The 26721-nt window shown below is 42.3% G+C and carries 23 protein-coding genes and 1 pseudogene; 5 read left to right on the top strand and 19 right to left on the bottom strand.

Annotated features, from left to right (window positions below; genetic code table 11):
- Positions 1-29 precede the first annotated feature (29 nt).
- Positions 30-1226 carry an amino acid aminotransferase gene (locus ABXS85_RS15610; RefSeq protein ID WP_353667449.1) on the top strand — a complete coding sequence of 399 codons (1197 nt, stop codon included), beginning with the start codon at positions 30-32 and terminating at the stop codon, positions 1224-1226.
- Between the two features lie 79 nt (positions 1227-1305).
- Here ABXS85_RS15610 and ABXS85_RS15605 read toward each other — a convergent pair whose 3' ends face one another.
- The 6 genes from ABXS85_RS15605 to ABXS85_RS15580 all read right to left on the bottom strand — a co-directional run bounded on the left by ABXS85_RS15605 (position 1306) and on the right by ABXS85_RS15580 (position 6701).
- A complete protein-coding gene (locus ABXS85_RS15605) occupies positions 1306-1920 on the bottom strand; it encodes a UPF0149 family protein (RefSeq protein WP_353667448.1) in 615 nt (204 codons plus the stop codon).
- 71 nt (positions 1921-1991) lie between these two features.
- The gene (gene parE, locus ABXS85_RS15600; protein ID WP_353667447.1) at positions 1992-3890 is read right to left on the bottom strand and encodes a DNA topoisomerase IV subunit B; all 1899 of its coding nucleotides are present in this window, start codon (positions 3888-3890) and stop codon (positions 1992-1994) included.
- 129 nt (positions 3891-4019) lie between these two features.
- Positions 4020-4601 carry a YqiA/YcfP family alpha/beta fold hydrolase gene (locus ABXS85_RS15595; RefSeq protein WP_353667446.1) on the bottom strand — a complete coding sequence of 194 codons (582 nt, stop codon included), beginning with the start codon at positions 4599-4601 and terminating at the stop codon, positions 4020-4022.
- A gap of 27 nt (positions 4602-4628) precedes the next feature.
- On the bottom strand, positions 4629-5093 hold the full coding sequence (locus tag ABXS85_RS15590) for a DUF1249 domain-containing protein (protein WP_353667445.1): 465 nt from the start codon (positions 5091-5093) through the stop codon (positions 4629-4631).
- A 17-nt stretch (positions 5094-5110) separates the two neighbouring features.
- Positions 5111-6076 (bottom strand): acetyltransferase, encoded by a 966-nt coding sequence (locus ABXS85_RS15585; RefSeq protein WP_353667444.1) that lies wholly within the window; start codon positions 6074-6076, stop codon positions 5111-5113.
- Positions 6077-6080: 4 nt separating this feature from the next.
- Positions 6081-6701, bottom strand: coding sequence for an NUDIX domain-containing protein (locus ABXS85_RS15580; RefSeq protein ID WP_353667443.1), 621 nt, complete (start codon positions 6699-6701; stop codon positions 6081-6083).
- Positions 6702-6892: 191 nt separating this feature from the next.
- On the opposite strand from ABXS85_RS15580, the gene ABXS85_RS15575 reads away from it, so the two are divergent.
- From ABXS85_RS15575 to pseF, 4 genes are all read left to right on the top strand, one after another.
- Positions 6893-7453 carry a DNA-3-methyladenine glycosylase I gene (locus ABXS85_RS15575; protein ID WP_353667442.1) on the top strand — a complete coding sequence of 187 codons (561 nt, stop codon included), beginning with the start codon at positions 6893-6895 and terminating at the stop codon, positions 7451-7453.
- Positions 7454-7611: 158 nt separating this feature from the next.
- Entirely contained in the window at positions 7612-8607 is a 996-nt protein-coding gene (gene pseB / locus ABXS85_RS15570; RefSeq protein ID WP_353667441.1) for a UDP-N-acetylglucosamine 4,6-dehydratase (inverting), read from the top strand.
- A complete protein-coding gene (gene pseC, locus ABXS85_RS15565) occupies positions 8597-9778 on the top strand; it encodes a UDP-4-amino-4,6-dideoxy-N-acetyl-beta-L-altrosamine transaminase (protein WP_353667440.1) in 1182 nt (393 codons plus the stop codon). Before pseB ends, pseC begins: the two co-directional genes overlap by 11 nt.
- Positions 9778-10482, top strand: a complete 705-nt coding sequence (pseF, locus tag ABXS85_RS15560) for a pseudaminic acid cytidylyltransferase (RefSeq protein WP_353667439.1) — start codon at positions 9778-9780, stop codon at positions 10480-10482. The genes pseC and pseF overlap by 1 nt, the downstream gene beginning before the upstream one ends.
- Before the next feature lie 64 nt (positions 10483-10546).
- Here the strand turns inward: pseF and ABXS85_RS15555 are convergent, their stop codons facing one another.
- From ABXS85_RS15555 to flgL, 13 genes and pseudogenes are all read right to left on the bottom strand, one after another.
- A complete protein-coding gene (locus ABXS85_RS15555; protein ID WP_353667438.1) occupies positions 10547-11518 on the bottom strand; it encodes a UDP-2,4-diacetamido-2,4,6-trideoxy-beta-L-altropyranose hydrolase in 972 nt (323 codons plus the stop codon).
- Positions 11515-12534 carry a pseudaminic acid synthase gene (gene pseI, locus ABXS85_RS15550; protein WP_353667437.1) on the bottom strand — a complete coding sequence of 340 codons (1020 nt, stop codon included), beginning with the start codon at positions 12532-12534 and terminating at the stop codon, positions 11515-11517. The genes ABXS85_RS15555 and pseI overlap by 4 nt, the downstream gene beginning before the upstream one ends.
- 2 nt (positions 12535-12536) lie before the next feature.
- The gene (locus tag ABXS85_RS15545) at positions 12537-14645 is read right to left on the bottom strand and encodes a 6-hydroxymethylpterin diphosphokinase MptE-like protein (RefSeq protein ID WP_353667436.1); all 2109 of its coding nucleotides are present in this window, start codon (positions 14643-14645) and stop codon (positions 12537-12539) included.
- A complete protein-coding gene (locus ABXS85_RS15540) occupies positions 14635-14931 on the bottom strand; it encodes a hypothetical protein (protein WP_353667435.1) in 297 nt (98 codons plus the stop codon). The genes ABXS85_RS15545 and ABXS85_RS15540 overlap by 11 nt, the downstream gene beginning before the upstream one ends.
- Complete coding sequence (fliS, locus tag ABXS85_RS15535; protein WP_353667434.1) at positions 14924-15364, bottom strand: flagellar export chaperone FliS; 441 nt, start codon at positions 15362-15364, stop codon at positions 14924-14926. Before fliS ends, ABXS85_RS15540 begins: the two co-directional genes overlap by 8 nt.
- 47 nt (positions 15365-15411) lie before the next feature.
- Positions 15412-16767 carry a flagellar filament capping protein FliD gene (gene fliD / locus ABXS85_RS15530; RefSeq protein ID WP_353667433.1) on the bottom strand — a complete coding sequence of 452 codons (1356 nt, stop codon included), beginning with the start codon at positions 16765-16767 and terminating at the stop codon, positions 15412-15414.
- A 36-nt stretch (positions 16768-16803) separates the two neighbouring features.
- Positions 16804-17223, bottom strand: a complete 420-nt coding sequence (locus ABXS85_RS15525; RefSeq protein WP_353667432.1) for a flagellar protein FlaG — start codon at positions 17221-17223, stop codon at positions 16804-16806.
- Between the two features lie 62 nt (positions 17224-17285).
- Complete coding sequence (locus ABXS85_RS15520) at positions 17286-18317, bottom strand: flagellin (protein WP_353667431.1); 1032 nt, start codon at positions 18315-18317, stop codon at positions 17286-17288.
- Positions 18318-19565: 1248 nt separating this feature from the next.
- Positions 19566-19847 (bottom strand): hypothetical protein, encoded by a 282-nt coding sequence (locus tag ABXS85_RS15515; RefSeq protein WP_353667430.1) that lies wholly within the window; start codon positions 19845-19847, stop codon positions 19566-19568.
- Between the two features lie 2075 nt (positions 19848-21922).
- On the bottom strand, positions 21923-22171 hold the full coding sequence (locus ABXS85_RS15510) for a flagellin (protein ID WP_353669784.1): 249 nt from the start codon (positions 22169-22171) through the stop codon (positions 21923-21925).
- A 609-nt stretch (positions 22172-22780) separates the two neighbouring features.
- Positions 22781-23260, bottom strand: a pseudogene (locus tag ABXS85_RS15505) (flagellin); the annotation flags it as partial.
- 592 nt (positions 23261-23852) lie between these two features.
- On the bottom strand, positions 23853-25394 hold the full coding sequence (locus ABXS85_RS15500) for an HD domain-containing phosphohydrolase (protein ID WP_353667429.1): 1542 nt from the start codon (positions 25392-25394) through the stop codon (positions 23853-23855).
- A gap of 23 nt (positions 25395-25417) precedes the next feature.
- Positions 25418-26719, bottom strand: a complete 1302-nt coding sequence (flgL, locus tag ABXS85_RS15495) for a flagellar hook-associated protein FlgL (RefSeq protein WP_353667428.1) — start codon at positions 26717-26719, stop codon at positions 25418-25420.
- Positions 26720-26721 lie beyond the last annotated feature (2 nt).

Here is a 26721-nt window from a genome sequence, read left to right as displayed (position 1 = left end):
TAAAAGTACACAAGGACCCCATTAAAATCATGTTTAAGCACCTAAAAGCTGTTCCTGGCGACCCTCTTCTCGCTCTTATCGTGGCACATCAACAAGACCCTAATCCCAAAAAAATTGATTTGGGTGTGGGTGTATATAAAGACGATGCAGGCCAAACGCCAATTTTACATAGTGTTAAAAAAGCCGAAGCCATGATGGTGGAGAATGAAATCACCAAAAGCTACTTAGGTGTGTATGGTGCGACGGAATTTTCACCTATTATTCAGGAACTCTTGTTAGGCAAAGACAGCGACATCATTAAACAAGGTCGCATTCAGTCAACACAAACACCGGGCGGCACTGGCGCCCTTAAGGTAGCGGCGGATTTCATTAGTGCCAACTTGAAAGGTGCTCGTTTATGGGTGAGTGATCCAACTTGGGGGAATCATGAGTCTATCTTCAACTCGGCTGGCGTCGAAGTCATTGCCTACCCTTACTACGATTCTGTGACCAATGGTGTTCGCTTTGACGATATGATGACCAAGCTGGAAGCGGAAACCAAACAAGGTGATGTTCTTCTTCTGCACGCATGCTGCCATAATCCCACAGGTGTGGATCTTAAGATGGCACACTGGGAAGCGTTAACCGACTTGGTCAACAAGCGCGGTTTATTACCACTTATTGATGCGGCTTACCAAGGTTTCGGTGATGGTTTAGAAGAAGACATGGCTGGTCTTCGCTACATGGCAGAACGCGTACCTAGCATGTTGATTGCTAACTCCTTCTCTAAGAATTTCGGCATTTATCGAGATCGTTGTGGTGGCTTAAGCGTTATCGCAGAAACGGGCGAAGAAGCAAAAAATGCCTTCTCCATTATTGGGCAAGCGATTCGTGCTAACTATTCTATGCCACCTGCTCACGGTGCCACTGTGGTTCATACTATTATGAGTCACCCTGAATTGAGAGCAGAATGGGAGACAGAAGTTGCCGAGATGCGTAATCGCATCAATGGTTTACGCGAAAAACTGGTGATCAAACTGGCAGCCTCTGGTGTCAGTAAAGACTTCAGTTTCATTCAAGATCAACGCGGCATGTTCTCCTACTCAGGTTTAACACTTGAGCAAGTACGCCGCCTGCGCAGTGAATTTTCCATTTATATTGCCGATACTGGACGCATGAGTGTAGCTGGTGTGAGTGATGACAATATTGATTATTTGTGTGACAGTATCGCCAAGGTAGTTGGCTAACCGCAATCACCTTTATACAGAAAAAACGGAGCCATTTTGCTCCGTTTTTTTATCACTTACTTTTTATCGACCACCAGCTCTAATGGAGAATTCGCGAATCACTGAGCTTTTCACCAATCTGCATATCGGGATGATAATGCTGAATAAGTCGCATCACCGATGGCTCAATCATGTCGCGCCAGAAGTCCACTTCTTCGGTTAACATAAATTCGATTTTAGACAAACCGGCTTCCGTGCCAAACAGCCTTAATGGCGCCAAGGCTTCATCGAAAAAGTCTCGATCCCCGCCTATGCCGACCCCGAGTAATTTGATGCCACGTATAAAACCAGAACACCACTCTTCGACCAATAAAGTCGATTCTCCTTCGAACTCCTGCTCAAGGTAAACAGGGCTGAATTCACCAAATAGCAGACTGTTCATCGCTTCCATGTACATGATCAATACCAAACTTAAAAACTCATCTTCTTGTTCAGAAGATTCCCACACAGGCTGATCTTCATCCGCACCCCAGATGGCATTCAACCATAAATCGGGCTCTAATTCTTTGGCTGAACAACCTAGTGCCGTCAGGAAGCCGTCCAGCTCAGAAACGCACAGCAGCGACCTGTCTGTACCAAATTTCAGTAAGTAGTGATCAATCCTTTCATAGAGCACTTCTTCACTGATAATTTCATTTGCATTTTCTTCAGACATTCACCTATTCCAATTGATTGGACCTTCATTAAGTTTAGCTCGCCTTCGATAACAGTGCTTGGCATTTTTTATCAATCCACTACGGCGAGGTTGCCGTAGGTTTCCAGCCAATTTTTGCGATCCCCAGCGCGTTTTTTCGATAAAAGTTTGTCCAACAACTCGTCTGTGTCCAATTTATCTTCCATGGTTAGTTGTATTAAACGACGCGTATCGGGTGCCATGGTGGTTTCTCGCAATTGCGCTGGGTTCATTTCACCTAGCCCTTTGAAACGCTGAACATTGGGTGTGCTGCGTTTGTTCTCAGCGGCAATTTTATGCAGAATGATGTCTTTTTCTTCGTCATCCAAGGCATAATACACCTCTTTGCCCACATCGATACGATACAAGGGTGGCATGGCAACGAACACGTGACCGTTATTCACCAAAGCAGGGAAGTGACGCACAAACAAGGCGCAAATCAAGGTCGCGATGTGCAAACCATCCGAGTCCGCATCGGCCAGAATACACACCTTGCCATAACGTAATCCGCTCAAGTCTTCGTCACTTGGGTCAACACCCAAGGCCACTGAGATATCGTGAATCTCTTGTGAGGCCAGAACTTGTCCAGAATCCACTTCCCAAGAGTTCAGAATCTTACCGCGCAATGGCAAGATGGCTTGAAAGTCTTTTTCCCGCGCTTGTTTTGCCGAGCCACCCGCCGAGTCCCCTTCCACGAGGAAAAGTTCACTACGAGAGGAGTCTTGCCCCACACAGTCGGCTAATTTGCCGGGTAAAGCCGGGCCTTGCGTGATCTTTTTGCGCACCACTTTTTTGCTGGCTTTAAGACGCTTCTGCGCGCTGCTAATGACCAATTCAGCAATCTTTTTACCATCGTCAACGTGCTTGTTCAGCCACAAACTGAAAGCGTCTTTTACGGTAGCAGAAATAAATGGCACGATTTGACGCGACGATAAGCGCTCTTTGGTTTGTCCGGAGAATTGCGGCTCTTGCAGTTTGGCAGACAACACATAGCTGCATCTGTCCCAGACGTCTTCCGCAGTGAGTTTGATGCCACGGGGCAAAAGGTTGTGGAAATCACAGAATTCACGAATGGCATCCAACAAACCTGTACGCAATCCATTGACGTGCGTACCGCCTTGCGCAGTTGGAATCAGGTTAACATAGCTTTCCATAACCAGTTCCCCCCCTTCCGGAAGCCATTGTACAGCCCAATCAACCCCTTGGGTTTTCTCTGTTAAACCGCCCACAAAAGGGGCTTCCGGCAACAAGGCAAAGCCTTCGTTTGCTGACGCAAGGTAATCGTTTAAGCCGTCTTGGAAGAACCATTCTTCGCGAACTTCTTCGCTACCACTTTGGTCAATAAACACCATGTGCAAACCAGAACACAGCACGGCTTTGGCTTTTAACAGGTGTTTCAGACGAGACAAAGAGAATTTTGAACTGTCGAAGTATTTAGGGTCTGGACTGAACTTCACCTTGGTGCCGGTATTTTTCTTACCGACCGTGCCAATTTCGGTTAATTCAGACGTTTTAAAGCCGTTCTCAAAACCAATATGATATTGGATTCCGTTGCGTTTCACCCACACTTCCAAAGAGGTGGATAAAGCATTCACCACCGAGACACCTACGCCATGTAAGCCTCCCGAGAATTGATAATTATCACCAGAGAATTTACCCCCGGCATGCAGTTTGGTCAGAATCAATTCTACCCCTGACACACCTTCTTCAGGGTGAATGTCCACCGGCATACCACGGCCATTATCTTCCACACTTAAGGAACCGTCTTTGTAGAGAATCACTTCAATGCGATCGGCATGTTTTGCTAACGCTTCATCCACTGAGTTATCGATGACTTCTTGACCTAGGTGGTTTGGTCGAGTGGTGTCCGTGTACATTCCTGGACGTTTCTGAACGGGCTCTAATCCACTTAAAACCTCTATCGATCCGGCGTTATATTCTTTTACTGACATGCGTATTTTTTCTTCCAATCAAAGACTACCAAATACAGAGTATCTGCAATGGCATTCAAACTTAATAACCATGGTCTGAGAGTCTATCATTGCTTGTATTAAGTTTGAAATAGCACAATAAAAGCAGGCTTAGTTGTCTAGTATTTGAGCAAATTGTAGGATTTCCGAGGCGTAACGCTGAAAATCGACAAAGCTGTGGTCACCATTGGCTTCCAACGTCAATTTCGCCGTTTTGGGAAACGCCTTGAGCGCGGCGCGATAATCCAACACTTCATCTCCTTCTTGTAACATCAACCAATATAATTCTGCCGTGGGTTTCTCTATCACGAGAGATTCTAATTCCATCATATGCTGTTGGGTGAGTATATATTCCTCTCCAGTATAAGGATTGTGCTGTGGACCAAGATAAGACGTTAATAACACAGGCGCATCCACTGCAGGGTTCACCATGATACAAGGAAGTTGATATTTTTCGGCCAGATAGGCCCCATAAAAACCACCCAAAGAGCTGCCAATTAATGCCACACCTGCTGACAAATGGGATTCGATTAAGCTTTCTAGTTCAGCAATAGCCTGTTTAGGACGCCATGATAAACGTGGAGACAACACAGCGTTCGGTACACCCGCTTGCTTTGCTGCTTGTTGCATCACACTGGCTTTATGAGAACGTTCGGAACTGTTGAAACCGTGGATATATATTAATACGGCCATACAAAATGCCTTATTGAAGAAGAAACATTAGGCAAACTGAAAAGGTAAAGGGTGATCAAGTCGATGTCCGTGCTTTAAACAAAGCTCTAACAGGTCTGCCAATTGCTGATTCAAACGAAACTTTTCATCACGATGCAACATGGCATCGTTTGGATAAGGGTAAGAGCCACTGTATTGTCTATGACCATCGGTAATTTCAGCGATACTGACATCATGATACAAGCGAATGGTCATTGACAAGGAGGTTTCAAACAGCAATTTTTTCTTAGTTTGCGGACCAAACTCTAAGGCAATTTCCGTGGTGAATTTGCTTTCTTCCTTTAATGACAAGCGCAAACGACTTTCTTGGTCACCGTTTGTGTGAATGGAAAAATGCCACTCCAACGCTTTTTCTTGGCCGCGCATAATCCTGCCGATACGACGATAATTCAATTCGCCGAGTAGCTGCAAGCTAACCAAGTCTGGAACGTATTGCTTGTTGGTTTTTTTCATCACACTCATCATTCAGGTTAAGTCTTTCCTTCCGTGACCGCTTTTTCTGGGCTGGCTTCAGATGCTTTAAGCGCGTCTAACTGATGACCCATTCTGACATCCTTATCGTGCCAGTATAGGTTAAACCACTCAAAAAAGGCGTCTCTGTCTTGATCGGCTGGGCGAAACTCAGCCGACAAGAAACTCTCAGGTAAGGCCACTTCTCGAACCATCACCTTAGCTTTACTCAAGCGACCGCACAACACATCCCAGCCAGAAATATTGGCTTGATCGTACAGCACGTTGAGATCAGTAATACTATTAATACGTTGCGGCATGGTTTGCAAAATAAAACCTACGCCACCCGCTTTTGGCTTCAGCAAATGTTGATATTGAGATGCCTGAGCTTCTTGTTTTGCCTGTGTAAATCGTGTCCCTTCCACAAAGGTTAAAATGGAATTGGGGCGATTTAGCAAACGCTCACATGAGCGCTTGGTGGTGGCCAAATCTTTTCCTGCAAGGTGAGGCTTTTTCGCCAAGGTTTCCTTGCTGTATCGCTTCATATAGGGAAAGCCCATGATGTAGGTAGCAGTACCAACAAACGGCATCCAAAATAAAGCCTGTTTCATAAAGACTCTTGGTAATGGACGTTTGCCTTGTATCTGCGCCAAGAGAATAAACACATCCACCCAAGATCTGTGATTGGAAATCATCAAACTCCAGCGATTAAAGTCAGTGACCATGCTGTCATCTAAATCCCAATGCACATCAAGAATCTGTTTAAACCACCATTCATTCGCAGCCACCCAACCGTTAAACAAACGATCAAAATAGTCTTCAGCCATGGCTTTATGCTTGTCACTACCTAATAATAAAGGCGCCACTAAATGCGCCATTAGCGACCAGAAACACACATTTACACACATGAATAGGAAAGAAGCCAAGCCTAGTACAGGTTCGAAAAAAGGCAGTTTTCTTAGCTCCTTAATACAGTCTTTTATCATAATGTTATTCACACCACCTGTTTACAAGTTCTGATTTATGCAATGCAAACCATTGTAATCCCATAATGGTACTGGCGTTTTCAATATCCTGTTGTAATAAAGCAATGGCATCATCCGCTGAGACTAAATGCAGTTTTATGTCTTCATTTTCGTCCGCTAAGCCATGACTGCGACTAAGATCCACTTTACTGGCATCAAATTCACCAGCGTACATACGCAAATATTCCACCAAGCCGCCTGGCGAAGGAACAAACTTAAACATGTACTCTAAACGTTTTACTTCTACACCAGCTTCTTCCATGGCTTCACGGCGAGCCACTTGCTGATCGTCTTCGCCCTCTTCTACCATACCAGCGACCAACTCCAATAACCAAGGAGATTCCTTTCGTAATACTGCTGGACGAAACTGTTCAATCAAGAGTACTTTGTCCGCGACTGGATCAAACAACAACACACAGACGGCATCATTGCGTACCATCATTTCCCGTGTCATGGGCTGACTCCATTCACCATTAAATTTTCTGTGGCGCAAAGTCATTTTGCGCATTTCGAAAAAGCCTTGATAAACACATTCGTCTTTGATCACTTCAACATCTTCACGACGATAACTTGGCTTAAATTTCATTCCGATAAATCCTATCCCGTCTTTATGACTCACTCAGATGTGATCACTCTATTTTCAATGTATTATGTTGTTGAGAAAAGTGCGAATCTGGATGGCCATTAACCAACTCATGCTTATGCGCATTCGTATTCACACCTATTATTACCCACTTTAACCTGCGCCCGCTTGTGGCTGTTAATTAGGAGTTAGCAATGGATAACCTACGTTGCAGCTGGTGTTTAGGATCGCCTGAATACATACACTATCACGATACGGAATGGGGTATTCCCGTTTATGATGATGCAACCTTGTTTGAGTGTATTGTACTTGAAAGCGCCCAAGCAGGTCTAAGCTGGATTACGATTTTACGTAAAAGAGAAGGTTATCGCGCTGCTTTTTATAACTTTGACCCAGTAAAAGTTGCCAATATGACAGAGCAGGATGTGGATCGCCTTGTGCAAGACGAGCGCATTGTTCGCCATCGTGCCAAAATTGAAGCCACCATTAACAACGCCAAGGCCTTTCTGGCTATTGCTGAAGAATTTGGATCATTTAGTGACTATTATTGGGCGTTTTCTGATCATAAAGTGATTGATAATCAGGCTCAATCTTTACAAGAGGTTCCAGCCCTAACCGAGCTTTCTAAACGTCTCGCGAAAGATTTAAAAAAGCGCGGTTTTAAGTTTCTTGGAGCGACCACTTGCTACGCCTTTATGCAGGCCACAGGCATGGTCAATGACCATGTCATGGACTGTCCTGCTCGTCAGGAATAGGAGATTGATTTTATTAATGTTTCCACTATTCTCGCCGATATAAGATAGACTTAATGAAGCGTATAATTAAGTCAGTAAGTTGGTTTGTATCTTATTTAACTTTACGACTTCACCAGCATTGCTAAGACAACAATCTCTAATTTGGTTTGGTATTCAACATGTTTAATAACAAAAGTATTCTTATTACTGGTGGTACAGGCTCTTTTGGTCATCAGTACGTTAAAACCCTGTTAGCTAACTACCAACCAAAACGTTTGATTATCTACTCCCGCGATGAGCTTAAGCAATACGAAATGCAACAAGAGTTTGATGCGCCTTGTATGCGTTATTTCATTGGCGATGTTCGCGATAAAGCTCGCCTAACCCAAGCCATGCGGGATGTGGATTTTGTTATTCATGCAGCGGCACTCAAACAAGTGCCTGCTGCGGAATACAACCCGATGGAGTGCATCAAAACCAATATTCACGGTGCTGAAAATGTCATTGCCGCTGCCATTGCTAATGATGTGGAAAAGGTGATTGCTTTGTCGACTGATAAAGCCGCCGCACCGATCAATCTTTATGGTGCAACCAAACTCGCTTCAGACAAGCTTTTTGTGGCCGCCAATAATATGGTTGGCCAAGGTCGTACACGTTTTTCTGTCGTACGATACGGTAATGTGGTGGGCTCACGTGGTTCCGTTGTGCCTTTCTTTAAAAAACTGGTGGCTGACGGAGCGGATGCCATCCCCATTACTCACCCTGAAATGACACGCTTTTGGATCACTTTGCCAATGGGCGTAGCCTTTGTTCTGAAAAATTTCCAACGCATGCAAGGGGGGGAGATTTTCATTCCTAAAATTCCATCCGTGCGAATTATGGACTTGGCAGCAGCTTATGCACCGAATCTATCAACCAAAGAAGTCGGCATTCGTCCTGGTGAAAAATTACATGAGGTGATGTGCCCTGCTGATGACTCTTTTCATACCTTTGAATTTGATGACCATTATGTGATTGCACCCAGCATCAAATTTCACCAAGAAGACATGGCCTTTGATCAAAATAAACTGGGAGAATCGGGCAAGTTGGTCGAACCGGGTTATGAGTATCACTCTGGTAATAACCCGCACTTTTTAAGTACGGCAGACATTTTGGCGTTCGACGATGGCCACTAATTTTATTCCTTATGGCCGACAAACCATTGATCAAGATGACATTGATGCGGTGGTATCAGCATTAACCTCGTCCCATTTAACCCAAGGACCAAAAGTTACCGCCTTTGAACAGGCCATTGCCAATAAGGTAAAAGCTGCCCATGCCGTGGCGGTCAACAGTGCCACTTCGGCGCTTCATCTGGCGTGTTTGGCACTTGGCGTCACCCAAGACGATTGGGTTTGGACATCCCCAAACACCTTTATTGCCTCCGCCAATTGCGCCCGCTACTGCGGCGCCAATGTGGATTTTGTTGACATAGATCCTGACACCTACAACCTTTGCCCTAAACAGTTGGCCAACAAACTGGCACAAGCAAAACAGCAAAATCGCTTACCTAAGGTAGTGATACCCGTACACTTTGCTGGCCAGTCGTGTGACATGAAAGCCATACATGAATTAAGCCAAGAGTATGGTTTTTATATTATTGAAGACGCTTCTCATGCCATTGGAGGACGTTATCAAGATTCCTATATTGGTGACTGTCGCTATAGTGATATCTGTGTGTTTAGCTTCCATCCTGTGAAAATTATCACGACAGGGGAAGGCGGTATGGCTACTACACAATCGGCACGTCATGCCAAGCACATGCGAACCCATGCTCAACAAGGCACCAGCAAAGACGCTGAGGACCTAATAACACAACCTGGTGATTGGTATTACGAACAGCATACTTTAGGATTCAATTACCGAATGACTGAGTTGCAAGCGGCTTTAGGCTTGTCGCAACTTAACAAGCTGGATGATTTTATCGCGAAACGACACACGGCTTTTGCTTACTATTTGGAAACCTTAAAAAAACTACCAATTACTCTTCCAGCTCAAGCAACTGACAGCAATTCAGCATTGCATCTCTTCCCAATATTGATTCCTAAAGAACACAAAAAGGCTCGTAAAGCCATTTTTGATGCATTACGCAGCGCTGGAATTGGCACACAAGTGCATTATATTCCCGTTCATACCCAACCCTATTACCAAGACCTTGGTTTTGACTGGGGCGACTTTCCCATCGCGGAAGATTATTATCAGCGTACCATGAGCTTACCCTTATTTTATGAAATCACACGATCCGAGCAGGAAAGAGTCGTCAGCATATTGACTCAGGCCCTACAAGAACATGGAGTGTTATCCTGATGTCAGATTCTCCCCCTATTAGAATCGCGGTTATACCGGCTCGCGGCGGTTCACAGCGTATTGCTAAGAAGAATATTAGGCCTTTAAACGGCAAACCCTTAATCGCCTATTCTATCGAAACCGCGTTGGCGTCTGAGCTTTTTGACCGAGTCATTGTGTCCACCGACAGCGAAGAAATTGCCAAAGTAGCCCGTGAGTTTGGTGCTGAAACGCCTTTTATAAGGCCAGCAGACTTGGCCGACCATCACACAGGCACCACCCCTGTCATGCAGCACGCCTTGCACTTTTTAGCTCAACAAGGTTGTAATGTAGATATGGCCTGTTTGATCTATGCCACCTGTCCATTATTAACTGTACAAGACTTACAAAAAGGCCTTGAAAATGTGCCCAATATTGGCTTTTGCTTCTCTGCAACCACCTTCGATTTCCCAATATTAAGGGCTTTACAGGTTACAAAATCTGGGGAATTGACAGCCATGTTTCCTGAGCACATTAACAAACGTTCGCAAGATCTGACCGAAGCCATTCACGATGCAGGACAGTTCTACTGGGCAAGGCCCAAAGATTGGTTTGATGTTGAGATTTTCAGTGCACATTCCAAACCTTTCATGTTGCCGAGACATCGTATTCAAGATTTGGATACGGAAGAAGATTGGCAACGCCTAACGCAGCTTATAGCTTTGTATCATGCTAATTTTTCTTAACCTATAAGCTCTTCACCGTAAGCAGAAAGCAGAATTATCTGTTCATCCAGTCGCAATAAAAAAGCTATTTAACACCACTTAGAATAGCGTTCACCACTCTGTCCGCACCTTTTCCATCCACTAGCTGCCGTGCTTTTTTGCGCGCCTGTGCTTGCCATATGGAATCTTGCCATAGCTCCCAAGCCAGATGTATTAATCTTTCTACCTGCTCAGCAACAGTCTCTTGAGGCAAGTCATCAAATCGCAAAGCCCGACACCAGCCTAAAGGTAAATGTTGTTCGAGGGATAAGGTTTGATTATCCGCCACTTGTACAAAAAGACTTGGCACGCCCATACAAGCCAATTCAAACAAGGTACTGCCTGCCGCAGAAATGGCCATTTTACTTTTAGCCATCAAGGGCGTTACGTCTACCACACCTTGATGAAGCTCGATCCCATTCAAATTGCAAAAGGCTTTTACTTGTTCTGCTTGCTTGGCATTTTTGCCCAACATAACCACAATATCGCTTGCCACAAAGCCAAGCCGCAAACAATGTATTAATAAGGGTAAAGTCAATGCCAGTGGGTCTGTTCCACCCAGCGTCACTAGGAGTTTGGTAGGATTTTCATTCACTTGAGCGGTTAAAAATGGTGGGCGCAATAACGCGTAACGACTACCTGTTAGAGGCATAAGTACGGCATTAGGATAGGTCTGCTCAAGGGGGTTCAATACCCATTTAGCGGGAAATTCACCGCGGTTATTCATATCATCCAACACCAATAAATTCGCTTGATGATGATACAAAGTCTTAATGTCTGTTGCTTGATAACCATAGTGATCCAATATCACTAGGTCCGCTTCAGAGGCCATAGGCAAGAATTCTACCTCTTGTGAAATGACAATATCATTCTGTTCAGCGAACGCGCTACAAGCCTGCTGAACAACAAATTGGCATGAATGACCTTGACGCTCAAAAGCTGAGACCAAGGCCTGACATCGTACCCTGTGACCCATGCCAATATGCACAGACGCATCGGCACGAATCAGTATCTTCATACCATTAGATTCCAGTCGAGTGGCTGACCTTTTTTCACATCTTGAGATAAGGTTTTACCTAAAACTTGTGACCAATGTTTTGGCGCCAGTCCCAAAGAAGGTCGGATAATTTTAAGGTGTGCTTCGGATAATACTGTGCCCGCTGGTAAATTCTCGGCAATGTAGATAGACCGACGATACTTTTTCGCCGCTTGTTCCGCTTCAGAACCACCATAAGTAACTTGGCCTAATGATGCTTTGGCGGCACGACAGGCTTCAACCATGGCTTTCATTTCGTCTGGTTCCATTGAAAACTCTGCATCCACACCGCCAGCGCTGCGATCTAATACAAAATGCTTTTCAATCACAGTGGCACCTAATGCGGTTGCCGCAACCGCAACGCCAAGGCCTTTGGTATGATCTGATAAGCCAACCGAACAACCCGTGTGTTGGGCCAAATCCGCCATGGTCACCAAGTTCGAATCTTCAATTTTGGCAGGATAGGTACTGGTGCATTTCAATAGTGTCAGTGGGTTATCACCAATAGCCCGAATGGTCGCGACCGCCTCATCAATTTCTTCTCTGGTGGCCATACCAGTAGACATAATAATCGGCTTACCAGTTCGCGCTACGGCTTCAATAAGCGGGATATCGGTCATTTCAAAAGAGGCAATTTTATATAAGGGCACGTCTAGGCTTTCCAAAAAGTCCACCGCCGTCAAATCAAACGGGGAACTGAATGCTATCAGCCCCAAAGATTCCGCTAACTCAAACAGGGGTTGATGCCATTCCCAAGGCGTCGAGGCTTTTGAATACAAGTCATATAGGTTGCTGCCCTGCCAGAGACTGTCTGCCTCCGATACCATAAACTCCCCTTCACGCACGTCTAACGTCATGGTGTCGGCGGTATAGGTCTGTAGCTTAATGGCATCCACACCCGACTCTGCCGCAGCATGAATCATGGCTTTGGCAAGTTCAAAATCTTGATCGTGATTACCAGATAATTCGGCAATAATAAAAGGCTTAGCATCAAACATAGTTAACCATTGTAATGCGTAATCAGGTGATCGTTCCCCTGATCCACGTACTCAGAGGCTTGCTGTAACATGCTTGGCATTTCTTGTAGGAATTCGCACCAGGATTCAAATAGATACTTAGCACGCTTGACGGTTTCTTGCTCATCTTTATAGGCAAATAAAAATTGCACGATCAAAAATGAAGAATAGGTGAAAGACCCTAATAACAGATCGTGTATGTGTCGATGAACACTGCCTTTTAAAAAGAAAATATGACGGTGATGAGACCAAAGAAAATCACAAACTTGCTCACGAGTAGTAAAGTCTTCATCCCAACCTTGCTGCAACTCATGACTCATCTTAGTAAAGTCTTCAACAGAAATAAGCGACTCAGCCGTTTCACTTAGCAGACAATCTGGTGGCTCGGTAAAAAATACTTCTTCCAAAAGATTAATGACTTGCGTTTTATCCACTTCAGGATCAGTAATTAATACATCGTCCACTTGCAAAGGTGTCACACCCTCTATTTTGGCAACATCGGATAAATTATAGCTCTCAAAATTGCGTCGTTTTTTGAGTAAACGAATTAAGGATTCCAGTTGAACTCGAGACGTATCCATCATGCCAGTAGCGTACACTGTACCGCCAAAATTTCCCTCTCGCTCTACCAACTTGACTTCCTGAAAGGATTGAAAACCTGTTTCTTTACCATCTTTGTAGTAACCACTGTGTTTTGAGTGATGAACAGATTTATCCTTAAAGCCATTGTCCACACCAACAAAGTAAACATTGTTAAAACCAAATAAGTGCACATAAGACAAAGCCAAATTAGCAACTACTGGGTTACAGAAATTCAATTGAACGTAGTTCTTTTGGTCTCCGTGATTCCTTGCATGACTTAAAATTAATGACGTCACCGCTTCACCGGGTTTCAGCCCCATGCCGGTACGCTCAAAATAATCAAAAAACTCGGGGTGCATCACATCCACGGTCAATCCCCAGATGCCTTTTAAATAGTCTTTGTCTAAAAATAAAAATTTATCCACGGTTTGCTTCATGCGTTCAATATCAACATGAAGATCCGGCACTATGCCTAATTTATGAAGGGTATTGATGGTTGAACCACAGGAAATCAACAATACTTGGTGACGAACGGATTGAATCAGCTCAATGCTTTGATCTAATGAAGGACCGTTGCCGAGAATAAAAACAGGAATATTAGAAACGGATTTTGGTATGGCTTCTCGACCTTGGAAATGCGCTAACTTAGTTTTAGGCAGAGAGCGTAATCCCTGCGCTATGCCAATTAACGCATCATCAAAAAACCCCCATCCCATTACCTGACGGGAATAATGCTTTTTAAAATAATCAAAGGCCTGATTATTTTCTGGACTATTATAACCTATAAAAAGATAGGTTTCTGGCGCCAAAAAGTAGCCATTTTCCTGTAGCTGCAAAAGATACGTATCGGTAAATTCTTCCGGCTGAATGCCCAAAAAAAAGTGAACGGTTCGACCGTCTCGATTGAAATACTCTAAAATCCTTTCCCAATCAATTGCATACAATGAGTAATGAAAAAAATCTAAGTCACTCTCATACAAATAAAGGTGTTTGATCTCTCTTTGTTCTAACAGCAACTCAAGTTGATACCCAAGCTCTATACCAAATACTATGGTTGCCCCTACAAATTGGGGCCAACCTTGCTGTTTTTCCATGCCTTCTCGTTGGCGTTCGATTTCATCCAACATTTTATTACTATAAAAAACATGGCGACTCTGATTGCCCTCTGAACGCTCTAGGTTAAGCAAGGTTTTAGCTGGGTAGGCTAACGCATGATCTACTTTTTCTTTTGCTTGAGATCTAGGAGAAGTAGAGAAGAGTGAGGCTCCAATGTCTTCTCTATAAATGTTCATGTCGCCTACTTCTTCCATGTAGACATAACGTTTTTTCGGTTTGTAATCTTTTAATTCTTCGTAGATATGGGGCATGACTTCAGAAAACATCGTCATATTTTTAATATAACGGTCTGACAGCTCATGATCTTTTTCTCTTAGTCGAGCAACACCGACTCTAAAGCTTTCTAGAAAATTTTCTGCATGCTCAATATTCGTAGCCTGCTTTTCACTCTGCATGCTTTATGCCTTTGTATTTACTGATGCTTTTACGAACTTTGGTAGACTGATACAGCTGATCTCGCATTTCAAGACGGCTCTCTTTTACCAATTGCACAGCGGATTGATGTACAACAACGAGTTTTTTTAAACTTTTATTGAATAAGGTGTGTTTTTTTTCTGGCTCCAGTGAAAATATGAAGTCATTGTTTTCTAGGCACAAGCTCAGTATTTTTTCGACATCTTTTGATGAAACGGCTTGCTGTAGGTCATCTACTAATTGAGATAACCTTTCTATGTCATACATTCACTGCACCAGCAGACTCATTATTTTCAGCATGGTAAGCCTGTTGTTTATCGGCTTCTGTTATCTGATCCCAAGCGCCTTTAATTTGCAGCATTAAAGCAATAACTTGGTCAAGAATAGCACAATCTTTTGATACACTCGCCTCGTTGATGCGTACCACCATATAATCGTATAAGCCATCTAAATTATCGACAAGCTCAGGATTCGCATCACGATCCAAGCCATCCCTTAGGGCATTTATTATTTCAATCGAACGGGTCAGTGCGGAAGCTTTGCCTTCCCAATCTGCACGCTCTATGCACCCTTTACCTAAGGCCAGTCTATCCAACACACCCTGCATCAATAGCTGTATCACTCTATGAGGATCTGCCGAGGCTAAATCGGATTTTAATGAGTCCTTCTTGTAGGCCTGAATCCCTTTTTTCCCGTACATATAACAACCTCAAATTATCTACAAAACCAACAAATCGTAGTTTTGTTTTAAAGTTTATTCAGCATAGAATTAAGATAGTCACCTTGAGCATTCATATTTGCTAGTTGCGTATCAAGACTAGTAAATTTACTTCGTAAAGATGCTTCATATTTTTCCATACGTTCTTCATAGTCAGCAAGTGACTCTTCTGTATCACTTATCGACTTATTCACCGAATCCTTTAGGGTATTATTCATCCCTCTGGGACCAACATAATTATCTAACAAAGCATCTAAAGATTTTGCTAGGCCATTTGGACCAATAAATAGGGTTGCAACACTGTCAAAATCCGCATCCACTGCACGATTAAACTTATTTTCATCAAACGCAAGGGTACCGTTGTCTTGTAAATCAACACCAACATCAAAAATCGAGGTGAACGGGCTATCATCACTTGCGTGAGTAGACATTAGCTCACCTGCCAATGAACTGCTTAAGTTACGTATCATACTATTACCGTTTAAAACGGCACCTCTGGCAGTACTTTGTTTGAAAACAGCAATTAAATCATTATAGGCGCTGACGAACCCTTGAATCGTCTCTTTAACTTGATCCTGATTATAGGTCACTTCTACTTTTACTGGTTCCTGAGAAAGCTCCAATGCCTCTATTGATAAACCAGCAATAGCATCATCAAAACTATTTGAGTCACTGCGCACTGAAATCCCGTCGACAACAATATAAGCATCTTGTGCTTCACCTCCCTCTGGCACACTCATACCTGGAAAGAACCCGCCAAGCGCAGCACTGTCTAACGTTAAATTACTACTGTCAATATGAAGGGTATTGCCGGCTCCAGTGGTATTAGAGGTAATGGTAAAGAAAGTATGACCTTCACCATCATTTACGAGGTTGGCTGAGACTCCATGGTCTTTGCCTTCAGCATTAATTTGTTCGCGCAATCCTGACAAAGTTGTTTCGGGTTTTACTTGTATCTCAAACTCTTCATCACCTATTGATAAAGTGAGCGTACCACCGGAAGACGTCACCACTTCGTCCCTAGATGAGAATGAAGATATGTCGGATATTAATCGGCTGCCTTTTGCCAACTGAGTAACTTGAATAGAATATTCATCAGTTGATGCGGTTTTGTCAGGGTTAACAGAAAATGATGGCGTTTCATCACCATTTGCCATGATGACATTTCGGCCGGAGAAAAGTTCTTCTTTATTCAGATCTTTGACATAATTTTTGAAATTATCAATAGCAGAGCCCACTGTCCCTAATGCAGAGAGCTCTGCTTCATAGCCTGCTAGTTTGTCTTGGTATAATTTTACTTTCGTATCTCGTCTGGCACTCACCATGTCTGTTACAAGGCTTTCTAGATCCATTCCACTGCCTGCACCTAATGAGCCAATTGCCATACAAATCTCCCAGTAAAAACCGCTTACACCTACAAATCAAACTTCGCTATTAACCAATGTTCCTTTAACATCACTTAATTGACTCATAATAGCATCAATTCTCGCCGACATCTTCAAAAACTCTTCGGTCGGCATTTGTCGAACAACATCACCGGTTGTTTGATCTAATACTTTAACAATATTCTTACTACGATCTTCGGTCATTTCAAAGGATAGATGGACATTCAATTGAGACATTGTGCGATTAGCGCTATCAATTAATTCCTTATCTACCTTAGCCGCACCGGTATATCCGTGATTGTCTTGGCTATTTGCTTTATTACTATCGGACAAATTTCGAACGGTTTTGGCATTTACTTCTTGCTGCGCTCTAAATTGTTCCCCCATACGTTGATCTTGTCTAGTTGCAACAACTCCTACAGACTGCTTAGAAAAATCACTAGAATTAATTGACATATAAGTAGCCCTCTAAAAGAAACAAAAGCTGGAACATGGCTCCAGCTTTTTGCATGGCTAAATTAACCCAATAGAGACAACGCAGTTTGTGGACGTTGATTAGCTTGAGCCAAAATAGATGAACTTGCCTGTTGCAGAATTTGCGAACTGGTTAGTTTCGCAGTTTCTTCTGCAAAATCCGCATCTCGAACACGAGAACGTGCAGCAGATACGTTTTCAGAAATATTACTTAAGTTACTGATACTTGAACCAAGGCGGTTTTGAATCGCACCCAATTCAGCACGCTTAGAACCTACTGCAGCAATCATGTTATCCAAAATAGCAATCATACTTTGCGCATTTTCAGTTGAAGTAACAGATGGTGTTCCAAAGCCTTCAGAAGTATCACCGAAACTTCTAGAGCGGCTTGCTGGCGGCTCAGGCATTTGAGGTGGAGTCGCTGTAAACTCATCACCATTTTCTTCCGCTGCCGCTCTTGCTGACTCATATTCTGCAACACGTGCATCGTAACTGTCTACTTCTGCTTGATATTTTGCTTCTTCAGCAGCATTAGATGATAGACCAGCCATAGTAAAACCACCATTACTGGCGTAATCCTGGTTATCACCAGAACTTAGGTCAAAACTGATCGTTTGGTTAGCGTCTGCACCTACTTGGTAAACACCATTGTAAGTACCATCAAGCAAAGCACGTCCACCGAAAGTAGTATCAGAAGCGATACGGTCAATCTCTGTAGACAAAGCCGTGATTTCTTGCTGTAGCGCTTTACGGTCATCATCCGAGTTGGAACCGTTTGCTGACTGAATAGACAGAGTACGCATACGCTGCAACATGTTCGTTGTCTCATCCAAAGCGCCTTCAGCAGTCTGGGCAACAGAAATACCGTCATTGGCGTTACGAACCGCCTGGTTCAAACCATTAACCTGAGAGGTCAATCGGTTAGAAACCTGAAGGCCTGCTGCATCATCCGCTGCGCTGTTAATACGCAAGCCAGAAGACAAACGCTGGAAAGCCGTATCCAAAGAATTACTTGAACTCATCAACTGACGCTGAGCATTGATTGATGAGGTATTTGTATTTACGTAAAGAGCCATCATAGCCTCCTAGGTTTTTAAATCCTGCCAAAGCAGATCGTATAAAGTTTTCGACAAGGTTTTTAAAACCTTTAGTCAGTTTCGGAATTTTTTTTCCTATAGGTGGAAAAAAACCTCCCCAAAAGCGGCAAAAAAATGCCTTAACTAATTGTTTTAACTGGAGAAAGAAAAACAATTAAATTATTTAAATTTTTCCCTAAAAATGCCTTTTTTAACGCCTTAAAGAGAAAAAAAAGCCAAAAAAAGAGCACATTCGTGCACATACAAAAAGCACAGCCCAAAAAATCCCCTTTGCACTCACTTCTTATTCTTTTTATCAAGACAAAAGCCAACCACTGCAGGCAAAAAATCACCTCCTTGAATGGCAAATCTCTACCCATTCAAAAGCAATAATGCTTTGTCTATCCAACCTGTTCATTTCAACCACCATCACTTAGATATAAGAATCTCAAATGACGATAAATCCATGATTCATCTGTTCAAAAATCCATCAAAACTTCATCACTTAACCTAACCTCATGGCGCAGTTAACAAGGTATTCAAAGCTATAAAGTACAAACCCACAGGCCACACCAACTTCAAGACCCCCATTAATCTTGATAGCAAATTAAGCAAAAGACCTTTTCATCCCGACCCTACTGAGCTTGAGTTGGCATAAGAAAAATAAGAAAACGAAAACCAATCGAACAAGAAGCAACCCAGCCATAATAAATACCGAGAAAAATCACTTTCCCAAAAGCCTCTGTTTTGCGTCATGCTATTGCTCCGTTCAATAACCACTCAGCCTAATGCACGGCGAGTTCGTCTTGCCTTAAAAAGCTTCTCGATTAACGATATGTCCATAGGTCATACGTCATTACCCACCAGCAACACAGCTTTATCCCTTGATGTTTACCCTCTGCAAACATCCACCGCCGACTAAAATCCACCGCCGACTAACAAAGAAGGTAACTTCCATGGTTTCGCGCCTATTCTGCTCACAGTCCAAAGAGTCACTTGGCTCCTTGAGTTAGAGAAAGTAACAACCAGCCTTCTGAAAGAGCCGAAGCAGATCCACATGAATGCAGAGCATTGGGACAGCACACAAGCTCGCCGCCAAAAGCAATCTATTCGCACCATCTCTAGACACGCTCCAGACACTCTCCCAATCAGTACAATCCAGACTGAGTTTCATCAGAATCGTCAGTGACCTTTTGAGCCAACTCGGCAATGACAACTGAGCAATGACATCCACTACCAATTAGCGACTCACTTTATTTCGCTCAATCCAGCAACAAGCTTCCTATCAAAGCAGTTTGAAGCCTGTAATAAATCCGCTATACTAGAGCCGCTTATCAAAGCCGATATTTCGGCGATAATGCTCTCGTTTTTTTGGCACAAAGCTACCCTGCCAAATTGCTCCAGCACTTGATTATGCTCAGTTAAAATACTTTCAGCTTGGTACACCCACTTTTCATTAGGTCCCTTCAAGACAAAGTTTTCGGCATAACGATTACCTAGCGCATATCGACACCATTGCTTCGCACCCAAATACAGCCCTATTAATAGACACTGAAACCCTAGAAACAGGTTTCTTATGACTGTAAACGCTGGATTACTGCTACTTGAGATCGCATCATCTGACACAAGCTCTTTGCACACTGCGTGTATGGGTATTTTTCACTCTCTTCGAGTGTGTATTTCGTTAAAGTTTCGCTATAAATTCACCTTTTCGATCTCATTCGAATTCATTAAAAAACAAGATAAACAACCATCTTTTAAACTGGCCGAATACTGTTTAACCTCAATCAAAACCCTTTTATAGAAGAGTCATATAAATCTGGTTTTACCCAGGGGTAGCTCACTTCCTTTACCGTCAAAAACAGCATTATTAGTAACCCCCTGATAACAAAAAATCTGACAATAAGCTCGTACCAAACTTCACTCCAGATTCTGTACATTGATATCTGGAGAAACACGAACACCTCATCTGAGCTTCATCACAGAAACAAACAATCTAGAGCAAAACGAACAAAAACGCTGATACCTTTCGCTCCGTTTTAGCGAAGAAAACCTACTTTTATCAAAGCCCCACAAAACCAACATGAATCCTGGATGAGGACAGTCAAAAGTATGCTATCAAGCGAGGGTTAAACTCTTTTATTCATTGATAAGCCGCTTGCCAATATGCATATATTGGACAGCGCAACTTGCCTTGAATAAGAGTGAGTTATCCCCTTACTGCTCCTACATGCACCTAGGTCACTAGAGCAATACAATAAAATTCACCTTCGCCAATGGGCCTGTTCGCACCTTTCCTAAGTTCTTCAAATCTCTACCTGTTTGTTTTCTTACTCTGACAACAATTTTATGGACACAAGCATTCGTTAGTGCATATTGATCAATCACTCTCAGCCATATATTTACGGCTCGTGACTTACAGATTTCACCAATTCCACGTACAAACACCTTTAATTTCACAGCCAATCCTTCTGTAATTCACGCAATTCACTCGTCTTGAAAATTGACGACTAAAAAGCCTCTTATAAACTAACTGGGCCTATGTATGTACTGGATAGATACCTTAAATTTCGTGCTATAAAGCATCAAAAGCGCCATCTTTAGGTCAAACCAATCGCGATACACAACGCATCCTCGCTCAAATTCAACACCTATACTTATACCCAAATTAAGTAATATTTATTCACTGTAAGTCTCAAACTATCCTATGATTATCTCCGCTTTAATGATGGCTTTCTTAGCACAATCACTTTAGTCAAGATGTCCAATGCATAGGTCAATTACTTGAGACACTGAGACGCTTCCAATGTGAAAAAACAAGCTTCTTAATCCCAGCCACTTTAATTACCCTTTCCTCAGCAACAAGCTATCTATCAAAACCTATCTATAACAAGCTATTCATAAAACCCATTCATAAAAAAAACTAAGAGCCCTAAACTCTAGGGAAGGTGCGAATAAGTCTTCTGAACCTCAGTCTGATCAGAGAAATGGCCTATCAAGACAAGAGTGGACAGAAATATACCTTTCAATCACTCTTAACACAGAGAGGCCGTTTCACTGAAAGACCCGAAGGAAACCTACATGGATATAGGGCATTAGGACAGCGCAAAAGCTTGCTGCCGAGCGTGGGCTAAGCTCTCTTTATTCTTTGTTAAACTTCTTGCCAATATGCTTATATTGGACAGCGAAACTTGCCTCGAATAAGAGAGTTATCCACACGCCTCCCTTCATGGAGGTAAAAGATTAAAGCAACAAAAACAACAGTCACCGTCATCAATGGATTTATTCGGACCTTCCCTATCAATTTACTCCTCTAAACTAATCTCATAATTAACCTACTCTCACTGAGCTCTACATCTCTTAGCTCAATCAACAAGATAATTAAGGCATTAGCCTAAACAGTTACCACTAGAAAATGTTATTTCGCTACTCTAGTAAATGCTCCATCCTTACAAACATACTGATTCAAAAAATTCGGCCATAAAAAAAGCCGGGAGAATATCTCCCGGCTAAAAGGCACCTCTAGGAGAGAGAAGTTGCCTATAATCCGAGAAGAGCTCACACCTTAACGTACAATCTAAAGTAGAGAGGTCCTCACTGAATCATTAATTTCCCAACAATGCTAATGCAGCTTGCGGTCTTTGATTCGCTTGAGCCAAAATCGTAGAACTCGCTTGTTGAATAATTTGAGAACTGGTTAGCGCAGCCGTTTCAGCAGCGTAATCAGCATCTCGTACTCGAGATCGTGCAGCAGATACGTTCTCAGAAATACTGGACAAGTTATTAACCGTTGAACTAAATCGGTTCTGAACCGCACCCAATTCTGCACGCTTAGAGTCCACCGCTTGAATCATCACATCTAACAATGCGATCATACTTTGCGAGTTTTTCACATCCGTAATAGACACAGAGTCTGCTGTAATCAGTGGTGTTCCATACTTTTTCTCAGCTTCTATTACTGTTCCATCAGGCTGTGTAATTGAACCATCAGGATGATTAATGGTTCCATCAGGATGTACAATGGATCCATCGGGCTGAACAACACGACCATCAGGGAACTCGATGCTGCCATCATTTAGCGTTGTCGTACCGTCCGCATTAAGAATAGTGCCATCTTCATTAACAACATCTTCTCGTGGCGTACCATCTTCATTGATTGGTGTACCATTCTCATCAATCAAGACACCATGCTGATTAATTAGGCGACCCTCTTCATCGATCAACTCGTCATTCTCATTAACAAGCTTGCCTTCTTCATTTATTAACTCGCCATTTTCGTTAATCAAATGACCTTCTTCATTGACAGCATCACCATATTGGTTAACAAAGCCACCATCCTCAGTTGGGATGACTTGCACAGGCTCTTTTTCTGGTTCTTCATAAGGAACACCGGAAGTTAAACCTGAAACAGTAAAGCCACCGTTACCAGCAAGGTTAATGGAGTTATTAACACCACCGTATTGCATGGAAAAACTGATTGTTTGGTTAGCGTCCGCCCCCACCTGGAAAATACCTTGATAAGTTCCATCCAGTAAGCTTCGGCCACCAAAGGTAGTAATATCAGCAATTCGGTTGATCTCTTGTGCTAGCTGACCCATCTCTTGTTGCAGGGCTATACGGTCTTCGTCCGCGTTTGAACCGTTTGCAGATTGAATCGACAGGGTTCTCATACGCTGAAGCATGTTTGTTGTTTCTTGCAATGCCCCTTCTGCGGTCTGAGCCAAAGAGATACCATCGTTTGCATTTCGAACAGACTGATTCAAACCATTAATCTGAGAAGTCAATCGATTGGATATTTGCAAACCAGCTGCATCATCGCCCGCACTATTAATACGTAGACCGGAAGATAATCTTTGAAAGGCAGTATCTAATGCCTTACCACTACTGGTTAGTTGTCGCTGAGCATTCAGCGAGGACACATTTGTATTTACGTATAAAGCCATTTTAATCTCTCCTAAATTTTTTAATCAAAGAGACCGGCCTTTTTGTTTAATTAATTATTAAGGCTTCTTTTGTCTCTTATTAAATTTATCGTCATTTCGATTTTTATCTTTAACGTTTTTTTCGCTTTTTTCTTTAGAGCTAATTGGTTTTATTAGAGTGCTCTTTGTGGCGATACTTGATTTATCGAACAAAACAAAAGGAACTTTAAACTTTTTACAATACAATAGAGAAATAAAAAATAAAATTCATATAAAACAATAACTTAACTATAATAAACAAGTTTGGAAAAGCAATTTTGATGGTTAAAAATCGACCAAAAAAACATTAAAATTTTTATTAAAGTTTTTCTGTCTTTTGCCGAAAGAAACCCTTCAAATGAATTCCACTCAAATAAAAAAATCAATTTTTCTTTTAGCTTTAATAAAAAAGATTAAAAAGAATTAACTTTTATTATTCGACTAGCCAATCATTCAAGGAAATTTAAGATGGTTTTATTTTAGGGAAAATAAATAGAGATAAAAGATCGCCATACTCTGTAAGGGAATAACATACAGAGACATTGAGAAAGGTTGTTAAGGAAAAGGGTAAAATTTATGAGATGTGATTAATGAACTGCAAACCGTAATCTTGTGGATCGACTCCTTCTTCGATCACTACATCGGATTTCAGATTGGCAGATTTGTTCAGCTCAATATCAGTTGCTTCAATAAAGGCTTTGCTGGTAATGCTGTATACTTGACGCACCAGGTTTGGCTGAAAATTTTTGTTCAAAGTAAGCACAAAACCAATACGACCATTAGATAAAGACACGCAAGAACCCACAGGAACTGGACCGATACTTTTCAGAAATACCTTGATTAGATCTTTATCAAATGCCAATCCGGCTTCACGTTCAAGCTTAGCGCAGGCTTTAATCGGCCCCATAGAAGGTTTATGAGCTTGCTCCGAAGTAATGGCATCATACGCATCAATGATAGCGGCAATCTTACCGTAAACAGAAATTTCTTGACCCTGTTTACCTTCTGGGTAACCTGAGCCGTCTACTTTTTCATGATGGTCGTATAGCATTTGGAACACTGCTTTGGGAACAGACTCACACTTTTGCAGAATTTGCTCACCAAATTGAATGTGCTTGCGAAACAACTCAAATTCACCATCAGTCATTTTGGTGGTCTTTGCCATCATTGCTGCTGGCAATCGAAAACGTCCTAGATCAAATAACAATGCACCTAAAGAAATCACTTCTACATAAGCATTATTTAACTGCATCGCCTTAGCAAAATGAATACCCAGCACAGCCATACCAATAGCATGCTGCTCTAAATAAGTATCAGCGTCTTTTATATGTCGTAACGCCATGACAGCAAAATTATTGCGGGTATGAGAATCAATCAAGCGACGACAGAACTTCTTCAACGCCTCAACATCTAATTGCTGACCACGTTTAAAACTTTCTACCTGTTGTGCAAGCAACTCATGGCCATCACGGAAAATTTTCAGCCCTGTGACTACTTCATCATCAAAACTAGTGGGAATGAAACGAGTATCTTTAGGCGCTTTCTTCATTAAAGCAGCACGAGCTTTTTGCTCAGCAGCCATCTCTTCAGTCAATTTCGCTTCGCCGTCAGCGCCTTCCATATTGTTATTCATACGCGCTTTGTAAGACAAAACTTGTTCACGGGTTTGTTCATTCAGTTCTTGACGGAAATAACGAAACAAACTCTGTCCACGGCCATGTTTGGATCTAAGATCTTTTGTACTTAAACCTGGATTGAGCTTTTTTAGGCTACGCACAGAGCGCCCAGCAACCAAAGACATGCACAAAATCAAAAAACGTTCTTGGGCATCGTACAAACGTTCACGACGACTATTCAGCAAAGTACCATCATTAAAATAGGGGTCGTAAGGTAAGAATGCTTCATCCAATGATGTGCGAAGTACCTCAAAAGCCACTTGACGCATTGCGATACCAACAATACGATCTTTTTTACCATGCATTCTAATAAGGCTTTTAATGCGTTTACTACCGAGGACTTGCGATTTAATTTTCATGATGTCGAGGATTTCTTCAACATCAAAGTAACCAACATTAATATCAGCCCCAAAACATGATTCTATTTTAAATGCTGACATTGCTCAGCTTGTACTCCGCATGATTACATTTTATTAAATAACGATAGATTACTGACGCGTGAAAATACTTTTTGCGATGCATCCAATGCGGCTTCTTTCATTGACAATTGCGTAGCAGCATCGCCCATGTCTAACTCACCTTCACGATGTTGCGCTACTGCGTTATTCAGGCGATTTGCTGAACTGAAATCTTCCCTATCGCTGATAACATTCAATCTCGCACCAATTTCAGAACGACTATCACCAAGTCGTTGCTGTGCTTCATTAATACTGTAAGTCGCACTAAAGAAGGCATCTTCTCGTTGCTCATGTGTAGAATTCACATCCGTTAATACAGCAAGTGAATCCTTGATTTGATTTAATACATTATCTTTTTTAGGTTGGTTAAGAGTGATATCAACAACCGCCTCTGGCGCGCCCTCTAATATAAAAGACATGCCTGCAAATACAATAGGCTTACCAATGGAGTAGCGACCTGAATCTATCACTTCCCCTTGGCTGTTCATAATCGCATAGTCTGCTTGTTTTCCAGTATAAAATTGATAATCATCCTCGGCAACATTGACATGGCGATAATCAAGGTCATCACCTGCACTGGCATCATTGACCTCAGGATAAGAAGTAATCAGCTGATACTTATTTAAATTCGGCTCTTCAGGGTCATAGTGTTTGTCCATAAAACTATCAAAGTCAGCCTGATCCTGAACCTTATCTGTCAGCAGAACATTGCCAGATATTAATTTTGAGGTAAAGGTTGGGTTGGTCCAAATATCTTGAAACAAAGACTTGCCAGAATTGGTAACAGGGATTCTTAAGTCTTCCGATATTTGAGCGTATTTTTGTCCTTCATTACCTGACCAATGGTAACGCCCATCACTGCCCAGCATATAAGCAGGGCTAAGAGAGTCCGTACCGGCAAAAATATAACTACCATCAGCACTGCGAGAGTTCATGAGGTCCGCCATAGACTCGGTAATCAAAGAGATTTCATGAACGATAGCGTTAATATCTTCTTGGGTATTGATGTCATTTTGAGCTTGAATGAATAACGTACGAGCGGAATCCAAATAATCATTCAAACCTTCCATTGCGACTTCTTGATACTCCAAGTTCCCCTTCGCCATTTTTATCGCATCGTCATACTGATGCAAGGTACGGTTCTTACCCTCATACAACAAAATTTGACTCGCCCCAACAGGGTCATCACTGGGCTTAATTATGTTTGTCTGAGCAGAAATTTTTCTTTGTATATCAAGAACTTTATCATTTCCCTGACTGATCGACTTACTTGCTTGATCATAGATCAAATTATTCGTTACTCGCATAA

The sequence above is a fragment of the Marinomonas sp. THO17 genome, from assembly GCF_040436405.1.
In the GTDB taxonomy this organism is placed as follows: Bacteria; Pseudomonadota; Gammaproteobacteria; order Pseudomonadales; family Marinomonadaceae; genus Marinomonas.
Note: the sequence above shows the minus strand (reverse complement) of the source record. Positions and strands in the feature narration are given on the sequence as shown.